The organism is Streptomyces mexicanus (assembly GCF_902506575.1).
Lineage (GTDB): Bacteria > Actinomycetota > Actinomycetes > Streptomycetales > Streptomycetaceae > Streptomyces > Streptomyces mexicanus.
The window spans coordinates 4929548-4949356 of the sequence record NZ_LR732544.1 but is presented as its reverse complement, the minus strand read 5'-3'; the positions used below and the strand labels follow the sequence as shown (position 1 = coordinate 4949356).

The 19809-nt window shown below is 73.5% G+C and carries 14 protein-coding genes and 3 pseudogenes; 12 read left to right on the top strand and 5 right to left on the bottom strand.

Translation table 11 applies throughout. From position 1 onward, the window contains the following. The 3 genes and pseudogenes from GV126_RS22280 to GV126_RS22270 form a co-directional block, all read left to right on the top strand. Positions 1 to 74, top strand: a pseudogene (locus tag GV126_RS22280) (AIM24 family protein); the annotation flags it as partial. Next, positions 56 to 853, top strand: coding sequence for an AIM24 family protein (locus GV126_RS22275; protein ID WP_159673987.1), 798 nt, complete (start codon positions 56 to 58; stop codon positions 851 to 853). The pseudogene GV126_RS22280 and the gene GV126_RS22275, both read left to right, overlap by 19 nt. A gap of 96 nt (positions 854 to 949) precedes the next feature. Next, positions 950 to 1426 carry a MarR family winged helix-turn-helix transcriptional regulator gene (locus GV126_RS22270; RefSeq protein WP_159669668.1) on the top strand — a complete coding sequence of 159 codons (477 nt, stop codon included), beginning with the start codon at positions 950 to 952 and terminating at the stop codon, positions 1424 to 1426. Positions 1427 to 1522: 96 nt separating this feature from the next. On the opposite strand, the gene meaB is transcribed toward GV126_RS22270, so the two are convergent. Then, a complete protein-coding gene (meaB, locus tag GV126_RS22265; protein WP_159673985.1) occupies positions 1523 to 2479 on the bottom strand; it encodes a methylmalonyl Co-A mutase-associated GTPase MeaB in 957 nt (318 codons plus the stop codon). Between the two features lie 99 nt (positions 2480 to 2578). After that, on the bottom strand, positions 2579 to 3787 hold the full coding sequence (locus GV126_RS22260) for an acetyl-CoA C-acetyltransferase (RefSeq protein ID WP_159669665.1): 1209 nt from the start codon (positions 3785 to 3787) through the stop codon (positions 2579 to 2581). Positions 3788 to 3934: 147 nt separating this feature from the next. On the opposite strand from GV126_RS22260, the gene mce reads away from it, so the two are divergent. From mce to GV126_RS22225, 7 genes and pseudogenes are all read left to right on the top strand, one after another. Continuing rightward, on the top strand, positions 3935 to 4375 hold the full coding sequence (gene mce, locus GV126_RS22255) for a methylmalonyl-CoA epimerase (RefSeq protein ID WP_159669662.1): 441 nt from the start codon (positions 3935 to 3937) through the stop codon (positions 4373 to 4375). A gap of 208 nt (positions 4376 to 4583) precedes the next feature. Further along, positions 4584 to 8564 carry a polarized growth protein Scy gene (gene scy, locus GV126_RS22250; RefSeq protein WP_159669659.1) on the top strand — a complete coding sequence of 1327 codons (3981 nt, stop codon included), beginning with the start codon at positions 4584 to 4586 and terminating at the stop codon, positions 8562 to 8564. Between the two features lie 194 nt (positions 8565 to 8758). Then, positions 8759 to 9694: a coiled-coil domain-containing protein gene (locus tag GV126_RS22245; RefSeq protein WP_159669656.1), complete on the top strand. Its 936-nt coding sequence runs from the start codon at positions 8759 to 8761 to the stop codon at positions 9692 to 9694. A gap of 119 nt (positions 9695 to 9813) precedes the next feature. Continuing rightward, positions 9814 to 10809 (top strand): ABC transporter ATP-binding protein, encoded by a 996-nt coding sequence (locus GV126_RS22240; RefSeq protein ID WP_159669653.1) that lies wholly within the window; start codon positions 9814 to 9816, stop codon positions 10807 to 10809. Between the two features lie 3 nt (positions 10810 to 10812). After that, positions 10813 to 11583, top strand: a complete 771-nt coding sequence (locus GV126_RS22235; RefSeq protein ID WP_159669650.1) for an ABC transporter permease — start codon at positions 10813 to 10815, stop codon at positions 11581 to 11583. A gap of 141 nt (positions 11584 to 11724) precedes the next feature. Next, a pseudogene (locus tag GV126_RS22230) lies at positions 11725 to 12909 on the top strand (ABC transporter ATP-binding protein); the annotation flags it as partial. 88 nt (positions 12910 to 12997) lie between these two features. After that, positions 12998 to 13870, top strand: coding sequence for an ABC transporter permease subunit (locus GV126_RS22225; RefSeq protein ID WP_159673983.1), 873 nt, complete (start codon positions 12998 to 13000; stop codon positions 13868 to 13870). A 21-nt stretch (positions 13871 to 13891) separates the two neighbouring features. Here GV126_RS22225 and GV126_RS22220 read toward each other — a convergent pair whose 3' ends face one another. Beyond that, positions 13892 to 14224: an Rv1322 family protein gene (locus GV126_RS22220; protein ID WP_159669647.1), complete on the bottom strand. Its 333-nt coding sequence runs from the start codon at positions 14222 to 14224 to the stop codon at positions 13892 to 13894. A gap of 301 nt (positions 14225 to 14525) precedes the next feature. Between GV126_RS22220 and GV126_RS22215 the strand changes: the two genes are divergently transcribed. Then, on the top strand, positions 14526 to 15602 hold the full coding sequence (locus GV126_RS22215) for an LLM class flavin-dependent oxidoreductase (protein ID WP_159669644.1): 1077 nt from the start codon (positions 14526 to 14528) through the stop codon (positions 15600 to 15602). A gap of 81 nt (positions 15603 to 15683) precedes the next feature. Here GV126_RS22215 and GV126_RS22210 read toward each other — a convergent pair whose 3' ends face one another. Beyond that, positions 15684 to 16076 carry an SCO5389 family protein gene (locus GV126_RS22210; protein ID WP_159669641.1) on the bottom strand — a complete coding sequence of 131 codons (393 nt, stop codon included), beginning with the start codon at positions 16074 to 16076 and terminating at the stop codon, positions 15684 to 15686. A 323-nt stretch (positions 16077 to 16399) separates the two neighbouring features. Here GV126_RS22210 and nucS point away from each other — a divergent pair, with 323 nt between their 5' ends. Beyond that, on the top strand, positions 16400 to 17080 hold the full coding sequence (gene nucS, locus GV126_RS22205) for an endonuclease NucS (RefSeq protein ID WP_185948296.1): 681 nt from the start codon (positions 16400 to 16402) through the stop codon (positions 17078 to 17080). A 229-nt stretch (positions 17081 to 17309) separates the two neighbouring features. Here nucS and GV126_RS22200 read toward each other — a convergent pair. Beyond that, positions 17310 to 19809 (bottom strand): annotated as a pseudogene (locus GV126_RS22200) (P-loop NTPase family protein); the annotation flags it as partial.

Here is a 19809-nt window from a genome sequence, read left to right as displayed (position 1 = left end):
CCGGGGAGGCGTTCCAGCTGGAGCTGAGCGGCAGCGGCGCGGTGTTCGTCCAGGCATCGGAGGAGAAGCTGTGAGCGGGCCCGTGGTGTACGACCCGGCGACGCTGCCGGCCGACGACAACGTCAACGCGTACACCTTCTGCGTGGAGCTGCGGGGCGGCCAGTGGTTCCTGCAGAAGGGGAAGATGATCGCCTACTACGGGGCGATCGAGTTCAACGGGGTGGGGCACGGGCGGCTGGACCGTCTGGTGCGGACGTCGTTCCATTCGCCTCTGCACGCGGCCGACTGGGTGGTGGCCGAGGGCACGGGCAAGATGCTGCTGGCCGACCGGGCCTTCGACGTCAACTCCTACGATCTTGACGACGGTAATCTGACCATTCGCTCGGGCAATCTGCTCGCTTTTCAGCCAAGTCTCGCCCTCAAGCAGTCGATCGTGCCGGGTTTTCTGACCCTGATCGGAACCGGAAAGTTCGTGGCCGCATCGAACGGACCGGTGGTGTTCATGGAGCCGCCGCTGCGGGTGGACCCCCAGGCGCTCGTCGGCTGGGCCGACTGCCCCTCCCCGTGCCACCACTACGACCATGGCTACCTGACCGGGGTGCTGGGCGGCCTGCGCGCGCTGACGGGCATCGGCGGGACCTCCGGGGAGGAGCACCAGTTCGAGTTCGTGGGCGCCGGGACGGTGCTGCTGCAGTCGAGCGAGGCCCTCATGGCCGAGCAGGCCACGGGCGTGCCTCCGGACGAGCCGGGGGTACCCGGCCCTGCGGGGATGTCCGGAAGTCGCGGACCGCAGGGCGCCGCACCGCGTCTTCCCGGACAGCTGGGAGACCTCCAGCGTCGCTTCGGGCTGTGAGCGGTAGTCTGCGGAATGTGACGGCTCGAACGCGTGCGCGCCGTCGCGGAACACCCCAGCTCGTTCGGATTTCAACTTCTTAGGTAGACTTCATTCATGGAGACCGAGACGGCCACGCGCTGGCTGACCGATGCGGAGCAGTGCGCCTGGCGCACCCACCTGGAGGTCAACAGGCTGTTGACGTACCAGCTGGAAAAGGATCTGCAACCGTTCGGCCTGACGATCAACGACTACGAGATCCTGGTCAATCTGTCGGAGTCGGAGGACGTACGGATGCGGATGAGCGACCTCGCCGCCGCCCCCCTGCAGTCCAAGAGCCGCCTCTCCCACCAGATCACGCGCATGGAGAACGCGAACCTGGTGCGCCGCGAGAACTGCGAGTCCGACCGCCGGGGACTGTACGCGGTCCTCACCGACCACGGCCTGGAGACCATGCGGAAGGTCGCCCCGCACCACGTGGCGTCGGTGCGCCGGCACTTCATCGACCTGCTGGACCCCGAGGCGCTGGCGCACCTGGACAAGGCCCTCAAGCCCATCGCGGAGCACCTGCGCGCCCAGCGCGGGCGCCCCTGACCGGCCCCGGCACGACGACGGGCGGAGCCCGCGAAGGGCTCCGCCCGTCGTCGTCGCGCGGTCGTGTGGCCGTCCCCGGGGCCCGTCGGAAAGGCCCTACGCCTGGGTCAGGCCCGCCACCAGTTCGTCGGCCGCGCGGTACGGGTCCAGCTCGCCCGCCACGATCCGCTCGGCCAGCGCGCTGAGGCGGCGGTCGCCGTGCAGGTCGCCGATGCGCTCGCGCAGGGCGGTCACCGCGATCGTCTCCACCTCGCGGGCCGCACGCGCCCGGCGGCGCTCGGCGAGCACCCCGTGCTCCTCCATCCACGCCCGGTGCTTCTCCAGGGCCTGGACGACCTCGTCGACCCCCTCCCCGCGGGCCGCCACCGTCTTGACGATGGGCGGGCGCCAGTCACCCGGGGCGCGGGCCTCGCCCAGGCCCAGCATGTGGTTCAGCTCGCGGGCCGTGGCGTCGGCGCCGTCCCGGTCGGCCTTGTTGACCACGTACACGTCGCCGATCTCCAGGATGCCCGCCTTGGCCGCCTGGATGCCGTCACCCATGCCGGGGGCGAGCAGCACCACGGAGGTGTCCGCCTGAGAGGCGATCTCCACCTCCGACTGGCCCACCCCGACCGTCTCGACCAGGATCACGTCGCAGCCGGCCGCGTCCAGGACGCGGATCGCCTGCGGCGCGGCCCAGGCCAGGCCGCCCAGGTGGCCCCGGGTCGCCATGGAGCGGATGTACACCCCCGGGTCGGAGGCGTGCTCCGACATGCGCACCCGGTCGCCGAGCAGCGCACCGCCGGAGAAGGGCGAGGAGGGGTCCACGGCCAGCACACCGACCCGCTTGCCCTGCTTGCGGTAGGCGGTCACCAGAGCCGAGGTGGACGTGGACTTGCCGACGCCCGGCGAGCCGGTCAGGCCGACCACGTAGGCGTTGCCGGTCAGCGGGGCCAGCGCCGCCATGACCTCTCTGAGCTGCGGTGACGCCCCCTCCACCAGGGAGATCAGCCGGGCCACGGCCCGCGGCCGGCCTTCCCTGGCCTGGGCCACCAGCGAGGAGACGTCCTGCATCACAGCTCCGTTCACGTCCGCGTCTTCGTCGTTCGCCTCAGGGGGCGCTCCGCCTCGGGGGCGCCTCGGCCGGCCCGGACAGGCCGGCCGGAAGGGGCCTCACGCCCGGGGCACCCGCAGGATCAGCGCGTCGCCCTGGCCGCCGCCGCCGCACAGCGCGGCCGCGCCGACACCGCCGCCGCGCCGCTTCAGCTCCAGCGCCAGGTGCAGCACCAGACGGGCGCCGGACATCCCGATCGGGTGACCCAGAGCGATCGCGCCGCCGTTCACGTTCACCTTTTCGGTGGACACGCCGAGGTCCCTCATGGACTGCACGGCGACCGCGGCGAACGCCTCGTTGATCTCGATCAGGTCCAGGTCGGAGACCTCCAGCCCCTCCTTCTTCAGGGCGTGCCGGATGGCGCCCGACGGCTGGGAGTGCAGCGAGTTGTCCGGACCGGCCACGTTGCCGTGGGCGCCGATCTCCGCGATCCACTCCAGGCCCAGCTCCTCGGCCTTCGCCTTGCTCATCACCACCACGGCCGCGGCGCCGTCGGAGATCTGCGAGGAGGACCCGGCGGTGATCGTGCCGTCCTTGGCGAAGGCCGGGCGCAGCTTGGCCAGCGACTCCACCGTGGTGTCGCCGCGGATGCCCTCGTCCTTGCTGAACAGCACCGGCTCGCCCTTGCGCTGCGGGATCTCCACGGGGGTGATCTCGGCCTCGAAGACGCCGTTCTTCTGCGCGGCGGCGGCCCGCTGGTGGGACAGCGCGGCGATCTCGTCCTGCTCGGCGCGGCCGATGCCCAGGCGCGTGTTGTGCTTCTCGGTGGACTCGCCCATGGCGATGCCCTCGAAGGAGTCGGTGAGGCCGTCGTGGGCCATCGCGTCGAGCATCTCGACGGCGCCGTACTTGAAGCCCTCACGGGACTTCGGCAGCAGGTGCGGGGCGTTGGTCATGGACTCCTGGCCGCCGGCGACGATCACGTCGAATTCACCCGCGCGGATCAACTGGTCGGCGAGGGCGATCGCGTCCAGGCCCGACAGGCACACCTTGTTGACGGTGAGCGCCGGGACGCTCATCGGGATGCCGGCCTTCACCGCGGCCTGCCGGGCCGGGATCTGGCCCGCGCCGGCCTGCAGCACCTGCCCCATGATCACGTACTGCACCTGGTCGCCCCCGATGCCCGCACGGTCGAGGGCGGCCTTGATGGCGAAGCCGCCGAGGTCGGCTCCGGAGAAGGACTTCAGCGAGCCCAGCAGCCGCCCCATGGGCGTGCGGGCGCCCGCGACGATCACCGAGCTGGTCGTTCCCGAGGTTCCAGAAGGCATGAGCTGCGATCCCCTTACCGGCCTCACGGCCGAGGAGTGAACGAGGGTTTACGTCGAATGTACTGAGCGGTACTGCACCCGTCATCGGCCTTTCGGTGTGATCGCGCGCACGTTGCGTAACCATCCGTGGAGCGCTCCACTGAAACCATGTTGACGCGAATCGACCACATCGGGATCGCCTGCCACGACCTCGACGCCACCGTCGAGTTCTATCGCTCCACGTACGGCTTCGAGGTGTTCCACACCGAGGTCAACGAGGAGCAGGGCGTGCGCGAGGCCATGATCAAGATCAACGAGACGTCCGACGGCGGCGCCACCTACCTCCAGCTGCTCGAGCCGACCCGCGAGGACTCCGCGGTCGGCAAGTGGCTGGCCAAGAACGGGGAGGGCGTCCACCACATCGCCTTCGGCACCGCCGACGTGGACGGCGACGCGGCGGACATCCGCGGCAAGGGCGTGCGCGTGCTCTACGACGAGCCGCGACGGGGCACCATGGGCTCCCGGATCACCTTCCTGCACCCCAAGGACTGCCATGGCGTCCTCACAGAACTGGTCACCTCCGCGGCTGTTGAGTCGGCCGAGCACTGACCGACGTACATAAGGGCCGGTAGGGTTGGGGGCGGTCGTACCCACAGGGGTGCGGCCGCTTGCCGGGGTCCGGGTTTCGGGGGACGGGCGACGGGGCAGCAGCCCATGCTCCGCCGAGGATCTGACACCATTCCCCGGGGGCCCCGTTCGGCGGATGGACGGAGCTCGTTTCACAAGCTTGCGACCAGGGGACGGATGGGACCGCGCAGTGCGGGGCTACGAACGCCAGGAGCGAGAGCCGGCGGCTGACGTCGACCACCTGACTCGGTTCGAGGCCGAGATGGAACGGCTGAAGACCGAGCGGGAAAAGGCGATCCAGCACGCCGAGGACCTCGGCTACCAGGTCGAGGTGCTGCGCGCCAAGCTGCACGAGGCGCGCCGCACCCTCATGTCCCGGCCCGCCTACGACAGCGCCGACCTCGGCTACCAGGCCGAGCAGCTGCTGCGCAACGCGCAGATGCAGGCCGACCAGATCCGCGCGGACGCCGAACGCGAGCTGAGCCAGGCCCGCGCCCAGACCCAGCGCATCCTGCAGGAGCACGCCGAGCAGGCCGCCCGGCTCCAGGCGGAGCTGCACCAGGAGGCGGTCACCCGCCGCCAGCAGCTGGACCAGGAGCTGGCCGAGCGCCGCCGCACCGTCGAGTCGCACGTCAACGAGAACGTGGCGTGGGCCGAGCAGCTGCGCGCCCGCACCGAGCAGCAGGCCCGCCGGCTGCTGGACGAGTCCCGCGCGGAGGCCGAGCAGGCGCTGGCCGCCGCCCGCGCGGAGGCCGAACGGCTGACCGTCGAGGCCCGCCGGCGGCTGCAGAGCGAGGCCGAGGCGGCCCGCGCGGAGGCCGAGCAGATCCTGCGCCGCGCCCGCACCGACGCCGAGCGGCTGCTGAACGCCGCCTCCACCCAGGCCCAGGAGGCCACCGACCACGCCGAGCGGCTGCGCACCACCACGGCCAGCGAGTCCGAGGCCGCCCGCCGGCAGGCCGCCGAGCTGAGCCGGGCCGCCGAGCAGCGCATGGCCGAGGCCGAGGAGGCGCTGCGCAAGGCGCAGGCCGAGGCGGAGAAGACGGTCGCCGAGGCCAAGGAGGCCGCGGCGAAGGCGCTGGCGAGCGCGGAGTCGGCCAACGAGCAGCGCACCCGTGTCGCCAAGGAGCAGGTGGCCCGGCTGGTGGAGGAGGCCACCAAGGAGGCCGAGTCCACCCGTGCCGAGGCCGAGCAGCTGGTCGCGGACGCCCGCGCCGAGGCGGAGAAGATCGTCGCCGAGGCCGCGGAGAAGGCCCGTACGGTCAGCGCGGAGGAGGCGGCCACCCAGCTGTCGAAGGCGGCGAAGACCGCCGAGGACGTGCTGAACAAGGCCTCCCAGGACGCCGAGAAGACCACGAAGGCCGCCGCCGAGGAGGCCGAGCGCATCCGCCGCGAGGCGGAGGCCGAGGCGGACCGGCTGCGCGCCGAGGCGCACGACATCGCCGAGCAGCTCAAGGGCGCGGCCAAGGACGACACCAAGGAGTACCGCGCCAAGACCGTCGAGCTGCAGGAGGAGGCCCGCCGGCTGCGCGGCGAGGCCGAGCAGCTGCGCGCCGAGGCGGTCGCCGAGGGCGAGAAGATCCGCGCCGAGGCGCGGCGCGAGGCCGTGGCGCAGATCGAGCAGGCGGCGGGGACCGCCGAGGAGCTGCTGGCCAAGGCCAAGGCGGACGCCGACGAGCTGCGCCGCACCGCGACGGCGGACAGCGAGAAGGTGCGCACCGAGGCCATCGAGCGCGCCACCGCGCTGCGCCGGCAGGCCGAGGAGACGCTGGAGCGCACCCGCAAGGAGGCCGAGCGGCACCGCGCCGAGGCCGACGAGCAGGCCGAGGCCGTCAAGGCGGACGCCGAGCGGGCCGCGCGCGAGCTGCGCGAGGAGACCGAGCGGGCACTGGCGGCCCGGCAGGCGGAGGCCACCGAGGAGCTGACCCGGCTGCACACCGAGGCCGAGGAGCGTCTGGCAGCCGCCGAGCAGGCGCTGGCCGACGCCCGTGAGGAGGCCGACCGGATCCGCCGGGAGGCCGCCGAGGAGGCCGACCGGCTGCGCACCGAGGCCGCCGAGCGGATCCGCACCCTGCAGCAGCAGGCCGAGGCGGAGGCCGATCGGCTGCGCACCGAGGCCGCGGCCGACGCCTCCGCCTCCCGCGCGGAGGGGGAGGCCGTCGCCGTACGGCTGCGCTCGGAGGCCGCCGCAGAGGCGGAGCGGCTCAAGGCCGAGGCGCAGGACACCGCCGACCGGGTGCGCGCGGAGGCGCAGGCCGCCGCCGAGCGGCTGGGCGCGGAGGCGTCCGAGACGCTGGCCGCCGCCCAGGAGGAGGCCGCCCGGCGCCGCCGTGAGGCCGAGGAACTGCTCGCCTCCGCCCGCGAGGAGGCCGGGCAGGAGCGGGAGCGGGCCCGCGAGCAGAGCGAGGAGCTGCTGGCCTCCGCGCGCAAGCGGGTGGAGGAGGCGCAGGCCGAGGCCGCCCGGTTGGTGGAGGAGGCCGACCGGCGCGCCGGCGAGATGGTCGCCGCCGCCGAGCAGCACGCCCAGCAGGTGCGGGACTCCGTGGCCGGGCTGCACGAGCAGGCGCAGGAGGAGATCGCCGGGCTGCGGTCGGCCGCCGAGCACGCGGCGGACCGCACCAAGCGAGAGGCCCAGGAGGAGGCCGACCGGGTCCGCGCCGACGCCTACGCCGAGCGGGAGCGGGCGAGCGAGGACGCCTCCCGGCTGCGCCGCGAGGCGCAGGAGGAGGCCACCGCCGCCCGCGAGCTGGCGGAGCGCACGGTGACGGAGGCCGCCACCGAGGCGGAACGGATCCGCAAGGACGTCGCCGAGCACGCCCAGCGGGTGCGCACCGAGGCCTCCGACACGATCGCGCAGGCCGAGCAGGACGCCGCGCGCACCCGTGCCGACGCTCGCGAGGACGCCAACCGCATCCGTTCGGACGCGGCCACGCAGGCGGACACGCTCATCTCCGAGGCGCGTTCGGAGGCCGAGCGGCTGCAGAACGAGACGGCCGCCGAGGCCGAGCGGGTCCGCACGGAGGCGATCGCCGAGACCGAGCAGCTGCGGGCGGACACGATCGCCGAGACCGACCGGCTGCGCACCGAGACGGCCGAGGAGGCCGAGCGGGTGCGCACCGAGGCGCTCACCGAGGCCGAGCGGGTGCGCTCCGAGGCGGCCGCCAAGGCGGAGAAGCTGGTCTCGGACGCCACCGGGGACGCCGAGCGGCTGCGGGCCGAGGCCGCGGAGACGGTCGGCGCGGCGCAGAGCCGCGCCGAGCGGATCCGCACCGAGTCCGAGCGGCTGAAGGCGGAGGCGGAGGCCGAGGCCGAGCGGACGCTGGCCGCCGCCCGCGAGGAGGCCGAACGCACCCTGGACGAGGCCCGCAAGGACGCCAACAAGCGGCGTTCGGAGGCGGCCGAGCAGGTCGACAAGCTGATCTCGGAGACCACCGCCGAGGCCGACAAGCTGCTCACCGAGGCGCAGGCGAGCGCGGTGAAGACCACCGCGGACGCCGAGGCCCAGGCCGACACGATGGTGGGCGCGGCCCGCCAGGAGGCCGAGCGGATCGTGGCCGAGGCGACCGTGCAGGGCAACACGCTGGTGGAGAAGGCCCGTACCGACGCCGACGAGCTGCTGGTCGGCGCCCGCCGGGACGCCACCCAGATCCGCGAGCGCGCCGAGGAGCTGCGCGAGCGCATCACCTCGGAGATCGAGGAGCTGCACGAGCGGGCCCGCCGCGAGGCCGCCGAGACGATGAAGTCCACCGGGGACCGCTGCGACGCGCTGATCAAGGCGGCCGAGGAGCAGCTGGCCAAGGCCCAGGCCAAGGCGAAGGAGATCGTCTCGGAGGCCAACTCCGAGGCGGGCAAGGTCCGTATCGCCGCGGTGAAGAAGGCCGAGGGCCTGCTGAAGGAGGCCGAGCAGAAGAAGGCCAAGCTGGTCGCGGAGGCCGAGGAGCTGAAGGCCGAGGCGGTCCGCGAGGCCCGGCGCACGGTGGAGGAGGGCCGACGCGAGCTGGAGGTGCTGATGCGCCGGCGCGAGGACATCAACGCCGAGATCTCCCGGGTGCAGGACGTCCTGGAGGCGCTGGAGTCCTTCGAGGCGCCCGCCTCCGGCAAGGACGGCGGCGTGAAGGCGGGCGCGACGGTGGGCGCACCCCGGTCGGGTGGCAAGGCGTCAGAGGGGTAGCGTAGAAGGGGAGTTCCGGGCGCTCGCGGGGAAGCGTCCGGAGATTCGCCCTGGTCGTTGACAAGAGCTGCGGCGGTCCGCCACTCAAAAGAGGTGTCATTCTCCAGATCAAAAACGTATCCGCTCGATGACACACCGCTTCGGCCCCTAGGATTCGACCTATCACCTCACCGGTCTCATTCGACAGGAACCCCATGAGCGACACTTCCCCCTACGGCTTCGAGCTTGTGCGGCGTGGGTACGACCGCGCTCAGGTGGACGAACGTATCTCCAAGCTCGTCTCCGACCGTGACAGCGCTCTCGCCCGCATCACCGCCCTGGAGAAGCGCATCGAGGAGCTGCACCTCGAAACGCAGAACGCCCAGGCACAGGTCGCCGACGCAGAGCCGTCGTACGCGGGTCTCGGCGCGCGGGTCGAGAAGATCCTGCGCCTGGCCGAGGAAGAGGCCAAGGAGCTGCGTGAGGAGGCCCGGCGCGCGGCCGAGCAGCACCGCGACCTCGCCGAGTCGGCGGCCCAGCAGGTCCGCAACGACGCCGAGGCGTACGCCGCCGAGCGCAAGGCGAAGGCCGAGGAAGAGGGCATCCGGATCGTCGAGAAGGCGAAGTCCGACGCCGCCCAGCTGCGTGCCGAGGCGCAGAAGGACGCGCAGTCCAAGCGGGAGGAGGCGGACGCCCTCTTCGAGGAGACCCGCGCCAAGGCCGCGCAGGCCGCCGCCGACTTCGAGACCAACCTCGCCAAGCGCCGCGAGCAGTCCGAGCGCGACCTGGCCTCGCGTCAGGCCAAGGCGGAGAAGCGGCTGGCGGAGATCGAGCACCGCGCCGAGCAGCTGCGCCTGGAGGCGGAGAAGCTGCGCACCGACGCCGAGCGCCGGGCCCGCCAGACGGTGGAGACGGCGCAGCGCCAGGCCGAGGACATCGTGGCCGACGCCAACGCCAAGGCGGACCGCATCCGTTCGGAGTCCGAGCGCGAGCTGGCGGCCCTGACCAACCGCCGCGACTCCATCAACGCCCAGCTGACCAACGTCCGCGAGATGCTGGCCACGCTCACCGGTGCGGCGGTGGCCGCCACCGGCGCGCCGTCGGACGAGGAGCCCGTCTCCCGCGGGGTTCCGGCCCAGCAGTCCCGGTGACGCGACTGCCGGAGCACGGAGTGAGGGAGTAACGGAGCACTCCGCAGGAGACCGAGCAGCGCAGAGCCCCTCGCCGCCTTCCGGTGGCGGGGGGCTCTGTCCGCATCTAGCGTGGCCGCATGATCGAGCTTGCGGGGCTGACCAAGCGCTACGGCGAGAAGGTGGCGGTGGACGACCTGACGTTCACCGTGCGGCCGGGCATTGTCACGGGGTTCCTCGGGCCCAACGGCGCCGGCAAGTCCACGACCATGCGGATGATCCTCGGCCTGGACCACCCCACGGCCGGGGACGTGCGCATCGACGGGCGGCACTACCACGAACTGACCAACCCGCTGACGTACATCGGCGCCCTGCTGGACGCCAAGGCCGTGCACGGCGGGCGCACCGCGCGCAACCACTTGCTGTGCCTGGCGCAGAGCAACGGCATCCCCGCGCGCCGGGTGCGGGAGGTCCTGGAGACGGTCGGGCTGACGGCGGTCGCCCGGAAGAAGGCCAAGGGCTTCTCCCTCGGCATGAGCCAGCGGCTCGGCATCGCGGGGGCGCTGCTCGGCGATCCGCGGATCCTGATGTTCGACGAGCCGGTCAACGGCCTGGACCCCGAGGGCATCCACTGGATCCGCGGCCTGATGAAGTCGCTGGCCGCCGAGGGACGGACCGTGTTCGTCTCCTCCCATCTGATGAGCGAGATGGCGCTGACCGCCGACCATCTCGTCGTCATCGGGCAGGGCCGGCTGCTGGCCGACACCTCGATGGCCGACTTCGTCGCGGACAACGCCCACGCCCGGGTCCGCATCCGCACCCCCGACCGTGAGCGGCTGCTCGACGCGCTGCACGAGGCCGGGATCACGGCGGTCGAGGCCGGCGGCGGGGTGCTGGAGGTCGAGGGCGGCGACTCGGAGCGCATCGGGGAGCTGGCCGCACGCCACCAGGTGGTGCTGCACGAGCTGAGCGTGCGGCAGTCCTCGCTGGAGGAGGCGTTCATGCGGCTGACGGCCGAGGCGGTGGAGTACCACGCGCACAGCGCGCCCCCGGCCGGGCCGTGGGGCGCGGACGGGGACACGACGACCTCCCGGACCGTGGCGCAGGCCGTGGCCCGGACGACGGCGGAGGGCTGAGGCATGGCGGCGACGCAGGTCATCCGGTCCGAATGGACCAAGATCCGGTCGGTGGCGTCCACGGTGTGGACGCTGTCCCTGGCGGTGGTCGTCACCCTGGCCGTCGGCATGCTGATCTCCGCGCTGTCCCGGCACGAGTTCGGCACCATGGACCCGCGCGCCCAGATGTCCTTCGATGCGACCCTGGTCAGCTTCGCGGGCATGACGCTCGGGCAGCTGGCGATGATCGTCTTCGGGGTGCTGGTGGTGTCCAACGAGTACAGCACCGGCATGATCCGCACCTCGCTGGCCGCGGTCCCGCGCCGGGCCACCTTCCTGGCGAGCAAGGTGGCCGTGGCCACCGGCCTGGCGCTGGTGGTGGGCATGGCGACCAGCTTCGCCGCGTTCTTCCTCGGGCAGGCGATGCTCGGCTCGCTGCGGACCTCGCTGGACTCCCCCGGGGTGCTGCGGGCGGTCGTCGGCGGCGGCCTGTACATGACGCTGATCGCCGTGTTCTCCATGGGGGTGGCCGCGATGCTGCGTTCGCCGATGCTGTCGCTGGGCATCCTGATGCCGTTCTTCTTCCTGATCTCCAACATCCTCGGCAATGTCTCGGTGACCAAGAAGGTCGGCCGGTTCCTGCCCGACCAGGCCGGCAGCCGCATCATGCAGGTGGTCCCCCGGGCCGGCGACGACACCCCGTACGGACCGTGGGGCGGTCTGGGGATCATGGCGCTGTGGGTGATCGCGGCGCTCGCCGGCGGTTACGCCGTCCTGCGCCGGCGGGACGCCTGACCGGCACCCCGTCCCACGGCAGGCTTTACTTTCTCTTGGCCGGAACCGTCAGCGCCCCGTTATCCTCCTAACCCTTACGGGGGCGGCGCGCGCCCCGCTGTCCTGAACGTCGGGACGGGTACCTTCCGATGGGACCGGAGCATGATCGAGGCAGTCGGCCTGACCAAGCGCTACGGCGACAAGACCGCGGTGCACAACCTCTCCTTCCAGGTGCGGCCGGGGGCCGTCACCGGCTTCCTGGGACCCAACGGCTCGGGCAAGTCGACGACGATGCGGATGATCCTCGGCCTGGACAACCCCACCGCGGGCACCGTGACGATCGGCGGCCACCCCTACCGCGAACTGCCCAACGCGCCCCGCCAGGTGGGCGCCCTGCTGGACGCCAAGGCCGTGCACGGCGGGCGCAGCGCCCGCAACCACCTGCTGTCCCTGGCCCAGCTGTCGGGTATCCCGGCCCGCCGGGTCGACGAGGTGCTCGGCGTGGTCGGCCTGCAGGACGTGGCCAGGAAGCGCTCCAAGGGCTTCTCCCTGGGCATGGGGCAGCGGCTCGGCATCGCCGCGGCGCTGCTCGGCGACCCGCAGGTGCTGCTGTTCGACGAGCCGGTGAACGGTCTCGACCCCGAGGGCATCCTCTGGGTGCGCAACCTGATGAGGGCGCTGGCCGCCGAGGGCCGGACCGTGTTCGTCTCCTCCCATCTGATGAGCGAGATGGCGCTGACCGCCGACCATCTCATCGTCATCGGGCGCGGGCAGCTGCTCGCCGACATGAGCGTGCGGGACTTCATCGCCGCGAACTCCGCCGGCTTCGCCCGGGTGCGCACGCCCGATGCCGAGCCGGAGCAGCGCGAGAAGCTGACGTCCGCGCTGACCGAGGCCGGCGGGCAGGTGCTGCCCGAGCAGGACGGGGCGCTGCGGGTGACGGGGCTGGCGCTGCCGCGCATCAGCGACCTCGCGCACGAGGCCGGCGTGCGGCTGTGGGAGCTGTCGCCGCACCAGGCGTCGCTGGAGGAGGCGTACATGCGGATGACGCAGGCCGCCGTCGACTACCGCTCGACCACCGACCAGAAGGCCGGGCTGACGCAGCCGCTGCCGCCCGGCGCGCAGCCTCCGCTGCCGGTCCCCGGCCAGGGACAGCCCGGCTGGTACGCCCCGCCGCCCCCGCAGGGGCATCCGGGGCCGTACGGGCAGCCCGGGCAGCCGGTGGCGGGCCAGGGCGGCCCCCACGGCGCTCGGCCTACGTCGCCGTACGGCCCCGCAGGGGGCGGCGAACCCCTACCCGCAGGCCGCCCCTGCGGGGCCCGAGCACCCCCTGCCGGGCCGCGCCCAGGCCTGGCCGGTGCCGGCCGCGGTCGCCCGGGGCCGGGTGACCCTCGTCGACGCCTCGGCGGCTCTGCGGCTGCCGGGTGTCCTGGCCGTGCTCACCCACTCGCACGCCCCCCGGCCCCCCGCGCCGCAGGCCCCGCCGCCCGCCTGGGAGGCGGGGGGCGGTTACACCTCGCCGATCCCCGTCGTGCGCACGCACCTCGGGCACGCCCTCGCCTCGGAGTGGACGAAGATCAAGTCGGTCCGCTCCACGATGTGGACGCTCGGCGTGTACGTGCTGCTCGTGCTCGGGATCGGGCTGCTGACCGGCCTGGTGATCGCGGGGACCTCCACGGACCTGTCCGGGGAGGAGAACACGCTGTCCCTGGGGTTCTTCGGGCTGCTCGTCGGCAGCATCTGCCTGATCACGCTCGGCGTGCTGACGACGGCGTCCGAGTACGGCACGGGCCTGATCCGCACCACGATGACGGCGTGCCCCAACCGGGGCCGGGTGCTCGCGGCGAAGGCGCTGGTGTTCTTCCTGCTGGCCTTCACCATCACGCTGGTGTGCACCACGCTCGTCGCCTTCGCGCAGACGGCCCTGCTCCAGGGCAGCGGCGCCCGGCAGCCCACCGGCGCCGAGTGGCTCAAGGGAACGGTCGGCGTCAGCCTCTACCTGGCCCTGCTCGGCCTGGTCTCGCTGCTCATCGGCTCGATCCTGCGGCACTCCGCCGGCGCCATCACCATCATGATCGGCGTCGTCCTCGCGCCGCTGGTGCTCGCGCTGTTCATGTTCACGCGGTCGCTGGAGAAGGTGCGCACCGCCCTGTTCGAGTACTCCATCCCGAACCAGTTGAGCGTCTTCTACTCCAACTCCCTGACCCGGTCCGGCCCTTCGGGCTGGGACCCGCTGTGGATCATGCTGGGCGTGGCGGCCGTCGCGTTCGCGGGCGCCTGGGCGCTGCTGAACCGGCGGGACGTGTAAGGGCCGCCGCGACGGCGGTTGTCAGAACCTCGGCGCGTTACGGGACCGCTGCACCCGCGTGGTGCGGCGGTCCCTGGCGTTCCAGCACGCCTTGTGCCAGTGCCGGCGGTCGTCCACCCCGGTGTACTCGGGCCAGGCCACCACGTGCGGGACGCCGGAGCCGATCATCTGGTCGCAGCCCGGGCAGCGGTAGGTCTTGCCGGCCGCGCTCGCGCCCGCGACATGGCGCACGCTCCACTCCTCGCCCTGCCAGCTCTCCGTGAACTGCCAGCCGCCGTAGCGGTTCGCTGCGTCGTCCTCGGCGCTCCGGCCGAAGGAGCCGGAACCCTTGGGGCGGTTGCGACGCGGGGACACGGAACACCTCACCGGGTCGGGCGGAAGGACACGTCTGCTCCAGCGTACGCGCCGACGGGGACCGGTCAGGCGCCTGGCGCCGGACTCCGGCCGCACCGCCACGGCCGCCGCGCTGCCGGCGTGCTGCCGCCGCCGCTGCCGCCGCGGCGCTGCCGCCTCTGACGCCGCCCACGCGGCAGGAATTCGGGGGATTCCGCAGACAATCCGCAAATCCCTTCGCCAGGCCGTGTCCTCGGCACGTGTCGGCCGGTTATGCAGGGTGGGGGAGCTCCGTGTCGGAGCCGAGGAAGCAGGAAAAGCAATGCACGTGGGAAGCTTCGTGTTGGCCGCCCAGTTCCCCGGGCAGGGCCAGGGGGAGGCGCTGCACCGCGCCGTGCGTACGGCCGAGGTCGCCGAGGAGGCCGGGCTGGACGCGGTCTGGCTCGCCGAGCACCACTTCGTACCGTACGGGACGTGCCCGTCGGCCATCACCCTCGCCGCGCTGCTGCTGGGCCGCACCCGCACCCTGCGGGTGGGCACGGCGGTCAGCGTGCTGCCCACCGTCCACCCGGTCGCGCTCGGCGAACAGGCCGCGCTGCTGCACGTCACGAGCGGCGGACGGTTCTCGCTGGGCGTGGGGCGCGGCGGGCCGTGGGTGGACCTGGAGGTGTTCGGCGCGGGCCTCAAGGCGTACGAGACGGGGTTCCCGGAATCCCTCGATCTGCTGCTGCGCTGGCTGCGCGAGCCGTCGGTGTCGGCCGGCGGGGAGCGGTTCCGCTTTCGTGAGGTCCCGGTCGTCCCGAGCCCGTCGCAGGCGCTGACGGACGCACCGGGGCCCGAGGTCGTCGTCGCCTGCACCTCGCCGACGAGCGTCCGCCTGGCCGCCGAGCGCGGTCTGCCGATGCTGCTCGGGATGCACGTCGGGGACGAGGAGAAGGCCGAGATGGTCGACCTGTGGCGGCGCTTCGCGCAGGAGGCCGGGCGGAGCGAGGAGGAGATCCGCGGCGCGGCGCACGTCTCGGCGGGCGTCTGCCAGATCGCCGACGGCCGCACGGAGGCGGCGGAGACGCTGCTGAAGGCGATGCCCGGCTGGCTCAAACAGGGTCTTGAGGCGCATGTCACGGTGGACGGCCGCACCCGTCGGATGCGCGATCCGCTGGGCTACACCGAACTGCTCTGCGGGCTGCACCCGGTGGGCACCCCGCGGCTGTGCGCCGACCGGCTCGCGGCGACCGCCGAGCGGACCGGCATCTCCCGTTTCGCGCTGCTCGTCGAGGGTTCCGGCGACCTCGCGGCCACCGAGGAGAACGTACGGCGGATCGGCGCCGAGGTGCTCCCCCGGCTGGGCGCGGACGCCCGCCCGCGGCCCGGCGCCGACGCACTCCCCCGGCTCGGCTGAGCCGCCGGCGGGGGCATGCCTGCCGCCCCGGCACTGTCATGCACCTCCCGCGGACGGGGCGGCAAGCAGGCGGTCACCGCGTCAGCAGTCCCTGAGTTCGGGCGACTGGTTGAGCAACTGGCTGCGCACCGACGTGAACCGGGCCAGCGGCTCGTCGGCCGAGGCGTCCAGCGGGAACACCGCCACCCGGTGGCAGTTCTGGAAGGCCAGCCGCACACCGAAGTGCCGCTGCAGCGCGCCGCGTATCGCGTCACTCGCGAGCGCACGCAGCAGCTGACCGCGTGCGTGCTCGTCCGGCGGGGGCGTCTGGTTGTCGGCGAAGGCACCGCCGTCCACCTTCAGCTGGGCCACCAGGGAGCTGATCATCTCCCATGCGTAGGGCAGGGAGGTCCGGACGCAGTCGACGAATTCCGCTTCGTCGACCTCGCCTCGCTCGGCCTTGTCGAGTAGGGCCGGTGAGACGTCGAGCGACATGGGTTCTCCTCTCGCACCCCCGACGAGCAGGGGTTGCCGGACAGATAAGAGGGAGTCCGCGATACCGAACACGGTGAGTACACACATCGCGACCTCCCGTTCCTACGGTAGGCAACGAAACGAAGGCCCACTAGGCAAATGCACATACAGGTCGGTCGAGTTGGGCACACAATCGGCCACGAGTGAACACGGATGATCCAGGGGAAAATGGGGCGCCGCACAGGCGGCGCACAGCCGCCGCACGACGGTCGCCGAGGGCCCGGAGACGAGGCGCCGGCGGCCGAATCGCGCGCGGCGCGGTGTGTCGAGTAGCGTTGCCGACCATGCGTCTCGTCATTGCCCGATGTTCCGTCGACTACGCCGGGCGGCTCACCGCCCACCTGCCGTCAGCGCCCCGTCTGATCCTGGTCAAGGCGGACGGCAGCGTCTCGATCCACGCGGACGACCGCGCGTACAAGCCCCTGAACTGGATGTCGCCGCCGTGCACGCTGAAGGAGGACGCGGGTGACGGCGACGGCACGGCGGGTGTGTGGACGGTCGTCAACAAGGCGGGCGAGAAGCTCATCATCACGATGGAGGAGATCCTCCACGACTCCAGCCACGAACTCGGCGTGGATCCGGGGCTGATCAAGGACGGTGTGGAGGCGCATCTGCAGGAACTCCTCGCCGATCGCATCGAGACGCTCGGCGAGGGTTACACGCTCATCCGGCGCGAGTACATGACGGCCATCGGCCCGGTGGACATCCTGTGCCGGGACGGCTCGGGACAGACCGTCGCGGTGGAGATCAAGCGGCGCGGCGAGATCGACGGGGTGGAGCAGCTCACCCGCTATCTGGAGCTGCTCAACCGCGATCCGCACCTGGCGCCGGTGCGCGGCATCTTCGCGGCCCAGGAGATCAAGCCGCAGGCGCGGGTCCTCGCGACCGACCGCGGCATCGCCTGCCAGGTGCTCGACTACGACGCCCTGCGCGGCATCGAGGACGACAAACTGCGGCTGTTCTGAGGCGCCCGCCGGATCTCCGGAGGCGTGCACGGCCAGGGGCCGGGTCCGTGGACGACGGACCCGGCCCCTTCTGTCTGCCGTCGACCGTCCTGGGCCGGCACGACCGCTCGTGCCGGCCGCCCTGTGCCGCCGTGACCGCGCGGGCTGTCGTGGCTGCCCTGTGCTGCCCTGTGCTGCCTTCTGCCGCCCTGGCCCGCTCGTGCCGCCGTGGCTGTTGCCGTTACGGCGGTCAGGCGGCCGTCGCGCCCGCGGAGCCGGAGGACGCCGAAGCGCCGGACGTGGACGGGACGGGGGCGCTCGCCGAGGTGCTGGAGGCCGGGGCGCCCGCCGAGCCACCGGACGTCGGCGAGGAGCCGCCGGTGGTCGGGTCGGTGCTGCTGCCGCCGTCGGAACCGCCCGTCGTCGGGTCGGTGCTGCTGCCGCCGTCCGAGCCGCCCGTCGTGGGGCCGGTGCTGCTGCCGCCGTCCGAGCCGCCCGTCGTCGGGTCGCCGCCGCCTCCGCCGGCGGGGCCGCTGCCCCCGCCGGTGGTCGGGTCGCCGCCCCCGCCCGCCGGGCTGCCGCCGGTGCCGCCGCCGGTCGGCCCGGAGCCGGTGCCTCCCGTGGTGCCTGTGGTCGTGCCGCCGCCCGAGGAGCCGGTCGGCTTGGGCGACGAGCCGGAGGACGTGCCGCCGCCGGACGGCTTGACGCTCTCCGAGGGCTCGGCGCCCGTGGCCGGCGTCGGGTCGTCGGCCGTGCCGTAGGTGCCGTCGGGGCCCGGGTCCGTGGGCCGGCTGGTCGCGGTGCCGGCCGCGCCGCCCACGGGTACGGCGCCGCCGCCGGTGCCGTCGCCCTTCGGCGGGGTGTCGGCGCCCAGGCTGCCGTCGTCCGCGCCCTGGCTGGCCGACGGATTGCCGCCGACCTTGTCGGAGGGGGTGTCGGCGTCGTTGTGGGAGGTCGCGCCGAGCGTCACCACCGTGCCGAGGACGGCCGCCAGCAGCGCCCCCGCGCCCGCCGCCACCAGGTTGCGCCGGGCGAGCGCCTTGATGCCGCCCCGCTTGCCGGGCCGCCCGCCCGCGAGCGGGCCGGCCGGCCCGGTGGAGGGCCGATCCGCGGCCGACGGCTGGTAGGTGACCAGCGTGGCGGTGTCACCGGTGGAGGGCCGAAGCGTCGGGAAGGGCGCGGGGACGCCGCCCGGCGGCGAGGCCGACTCCTCGGTACGGGCGTCCGGCACCTCCTCCGCCGCCGGGGCGCCCAGGCCCGGCACGGCGTCCGGACCCGGCAGCGCGCCCGGGCCGGGTGTCATGCCGGAGCGGTCGGCGACGAGGGCGAGGGCGCGGCGGCCGGCGACGGTGCCGCGCTTGTCGGCGAGGGCGCCGCGCAGGCCGATGGAGGCCTCCAGCTCGGCCCGGGCCCGGTCCAGCAGCCCGCCGCAGAGCGCGAGGACACCCAGCTCGTGGTGGAAGTACGCCTGGTCGGCGACCGACCCGGCCAGCCGGGAGGCCTCCGTGCCGAAACGCAACGCCCGTTCCCAGGCGCTCCAGTTGCCGCCCGCGGCGAACGCGGGGGCGGCGGTGCGGGCGAGCCGTACGGCGGGGCTCTCCTCGCCGTCCCGCACCGGCTCGGTCAGCGGCACCAGCACGGACAGTGCGCCCAGCACGGCGTCCGCCTCGGCGCACACCCGCGCGGGGCCGACCGAGGGGTGTCCGGCCCACCACGTGTAGTGCCCGGCGGCGGTGCGGGCCGACTCCTCGATGTCGTCGCCGAAGCCGGCGGCCTGCAGCTGGGTGAGCACCCCGGCGGCGAGCCGGTAGCGGCGGCCGGCCGGGGAGACCAGGCCGCAGGCGGTCAGCTCGCCGAGGGCGGCGTCGGCGTGGGTGTCCCCCACCAGCGCGGGCAGGTGCGCCTGGTGGGGCACCTCGCCGCCGAGCGCGACGGCGAACCGCAGGGTGTCGCGGGCGCAGGCGCCGAGCCGGGAGGCGAGCAGCGGGGCGGGGGCGGCGGCCTCGCCGAGCGGGGGCAGCGGCACGTGCGCGCCGTCGCCGCCGTCGACGGGGCCGTCGACGGCCGAGGTGTCCGCGAAGACGCCGAACTCCTCCACCGCCTCGGCGCCGGCCCGCAGCCGGTCGCGCTGGCGCAGCAGGGCACCGGCCTGGACGAAGCGCAGGGGCAGTCCCTCGGACTCGAACCACAGGTCGCCGGCCCAGTTGGCCTCCTCCTCGGTGAGGGGGCGGCCGACGACCTGCTCGATGAGGGCGACGCCGTCGGCGCGGTCGAGGCCGCTGAGGAAGACCTCCTCGACGTCGGCCTCGGCGGACGGCGCGGGCACGTCCGGGGTGGCGGCGAGCAGGAAGGCGCACTCGGGGGTCGCGTCGAGCAGCTCGTCGAGGGCGCTGCCGCCGAACTCCAGGTCGTCCAGGACGACGACGGCGCCGATCTCCCGCACGTACGTGAGCAGTTCGTCCCGGCCGGGACGGTGCCGGGGCGCGTCGTGGACGGCGTGGAAGAGGTCGTACAGCAGGTCGCCGGCCGTGCGGCGCAGCCCGTTGAGGCGGACGACGCCGTCGGGCGCGAGGTCCGCGCAGTCTTCGGCGACGAGGTCGAGCAGGCTGGTGCGGCCGGAGCCGCCGGGGCCGGTCAGGCGCACGGACCGGCCGCGGGCCAGCAGCCGCACCAGCCGCTCGCGTTCCTCCTGGCGGCCCACGAGGGGCTGCGCGGTGCGGGCGGGTCCGTGCGCCTGACCGGCCCCGGCG

Bases quoted from the DNA above. Each gene is read 5' to 3' on its own strand.
- meaB (WP_159673985.1), bottom strand. From the start codon at position 2,479: ATGCAGGACGTCTCCTCGCTGGTGGCCCAGGCCAGGGAAGGCCGGCCG.
- GV126_RS22215 (WP_159669644.1), top strand. From the start codon at position 14,526: ATGCACGTGGGAAGCTTCGTGTTGGCCGCCCAGTTCCCCGGGCAGGGC.
- GV126_RS22235 (WP_159669650.1), top strand. From the start codon at position 10,813: ATGGCGGCGACGCAGGTCATCCGGTCCGAATGGACCAAGATCCGGTCG.
- GV126_RS22245 (WP_159669656.1), top strand. From the start codon at position 8,759: ATGAGCGACACTTCCCCCTACGGCTTCGAGCTTGTGCGGCGTGGGTAC.
- GV126_RS22240 (WP_159669653.1), top strand. From the start codon at position 9,814: ATGATCGAGCTTGCGGGGCTGACCAAGCGCTACGGCGAGAAGGTGGCG.
- GV126_RS22260 (WP_159669665.1), bottom strand. From the start codon at position 3,787: ATGCCTTCTGGAACCTCGGGAACGACCAGCTCGGTGATCGTCGCGGGC.
- GV126_RS22270 (WP_159669668.1), top strand. From the start codon at position 950: ATGGAGACCGAGACGGCCACGCGCTGGCTGACCGATGCGGAGCAGTGC.
- GV126_RS22210 (WP_159669641.1), bottom strand. From the start codon at position 16,076: ATGTCGCTCGACGTCTCACCGGCCCTACTCGACAAGGCCGAGCGAGGC.
- mce (WP_159669662.1), top strand. From the start codon at position 3,935: ATGTTGACGCGAATCGACCACATCGGGATCGCCTGCCACGACCTCGAC.
- nucS (WP_185948296.1), top strand. From the start codon at position 16,400: ATGCGTCTCGTCATTGCCCGATGTTCCGTCGACTACGCCGGGCGGCTC.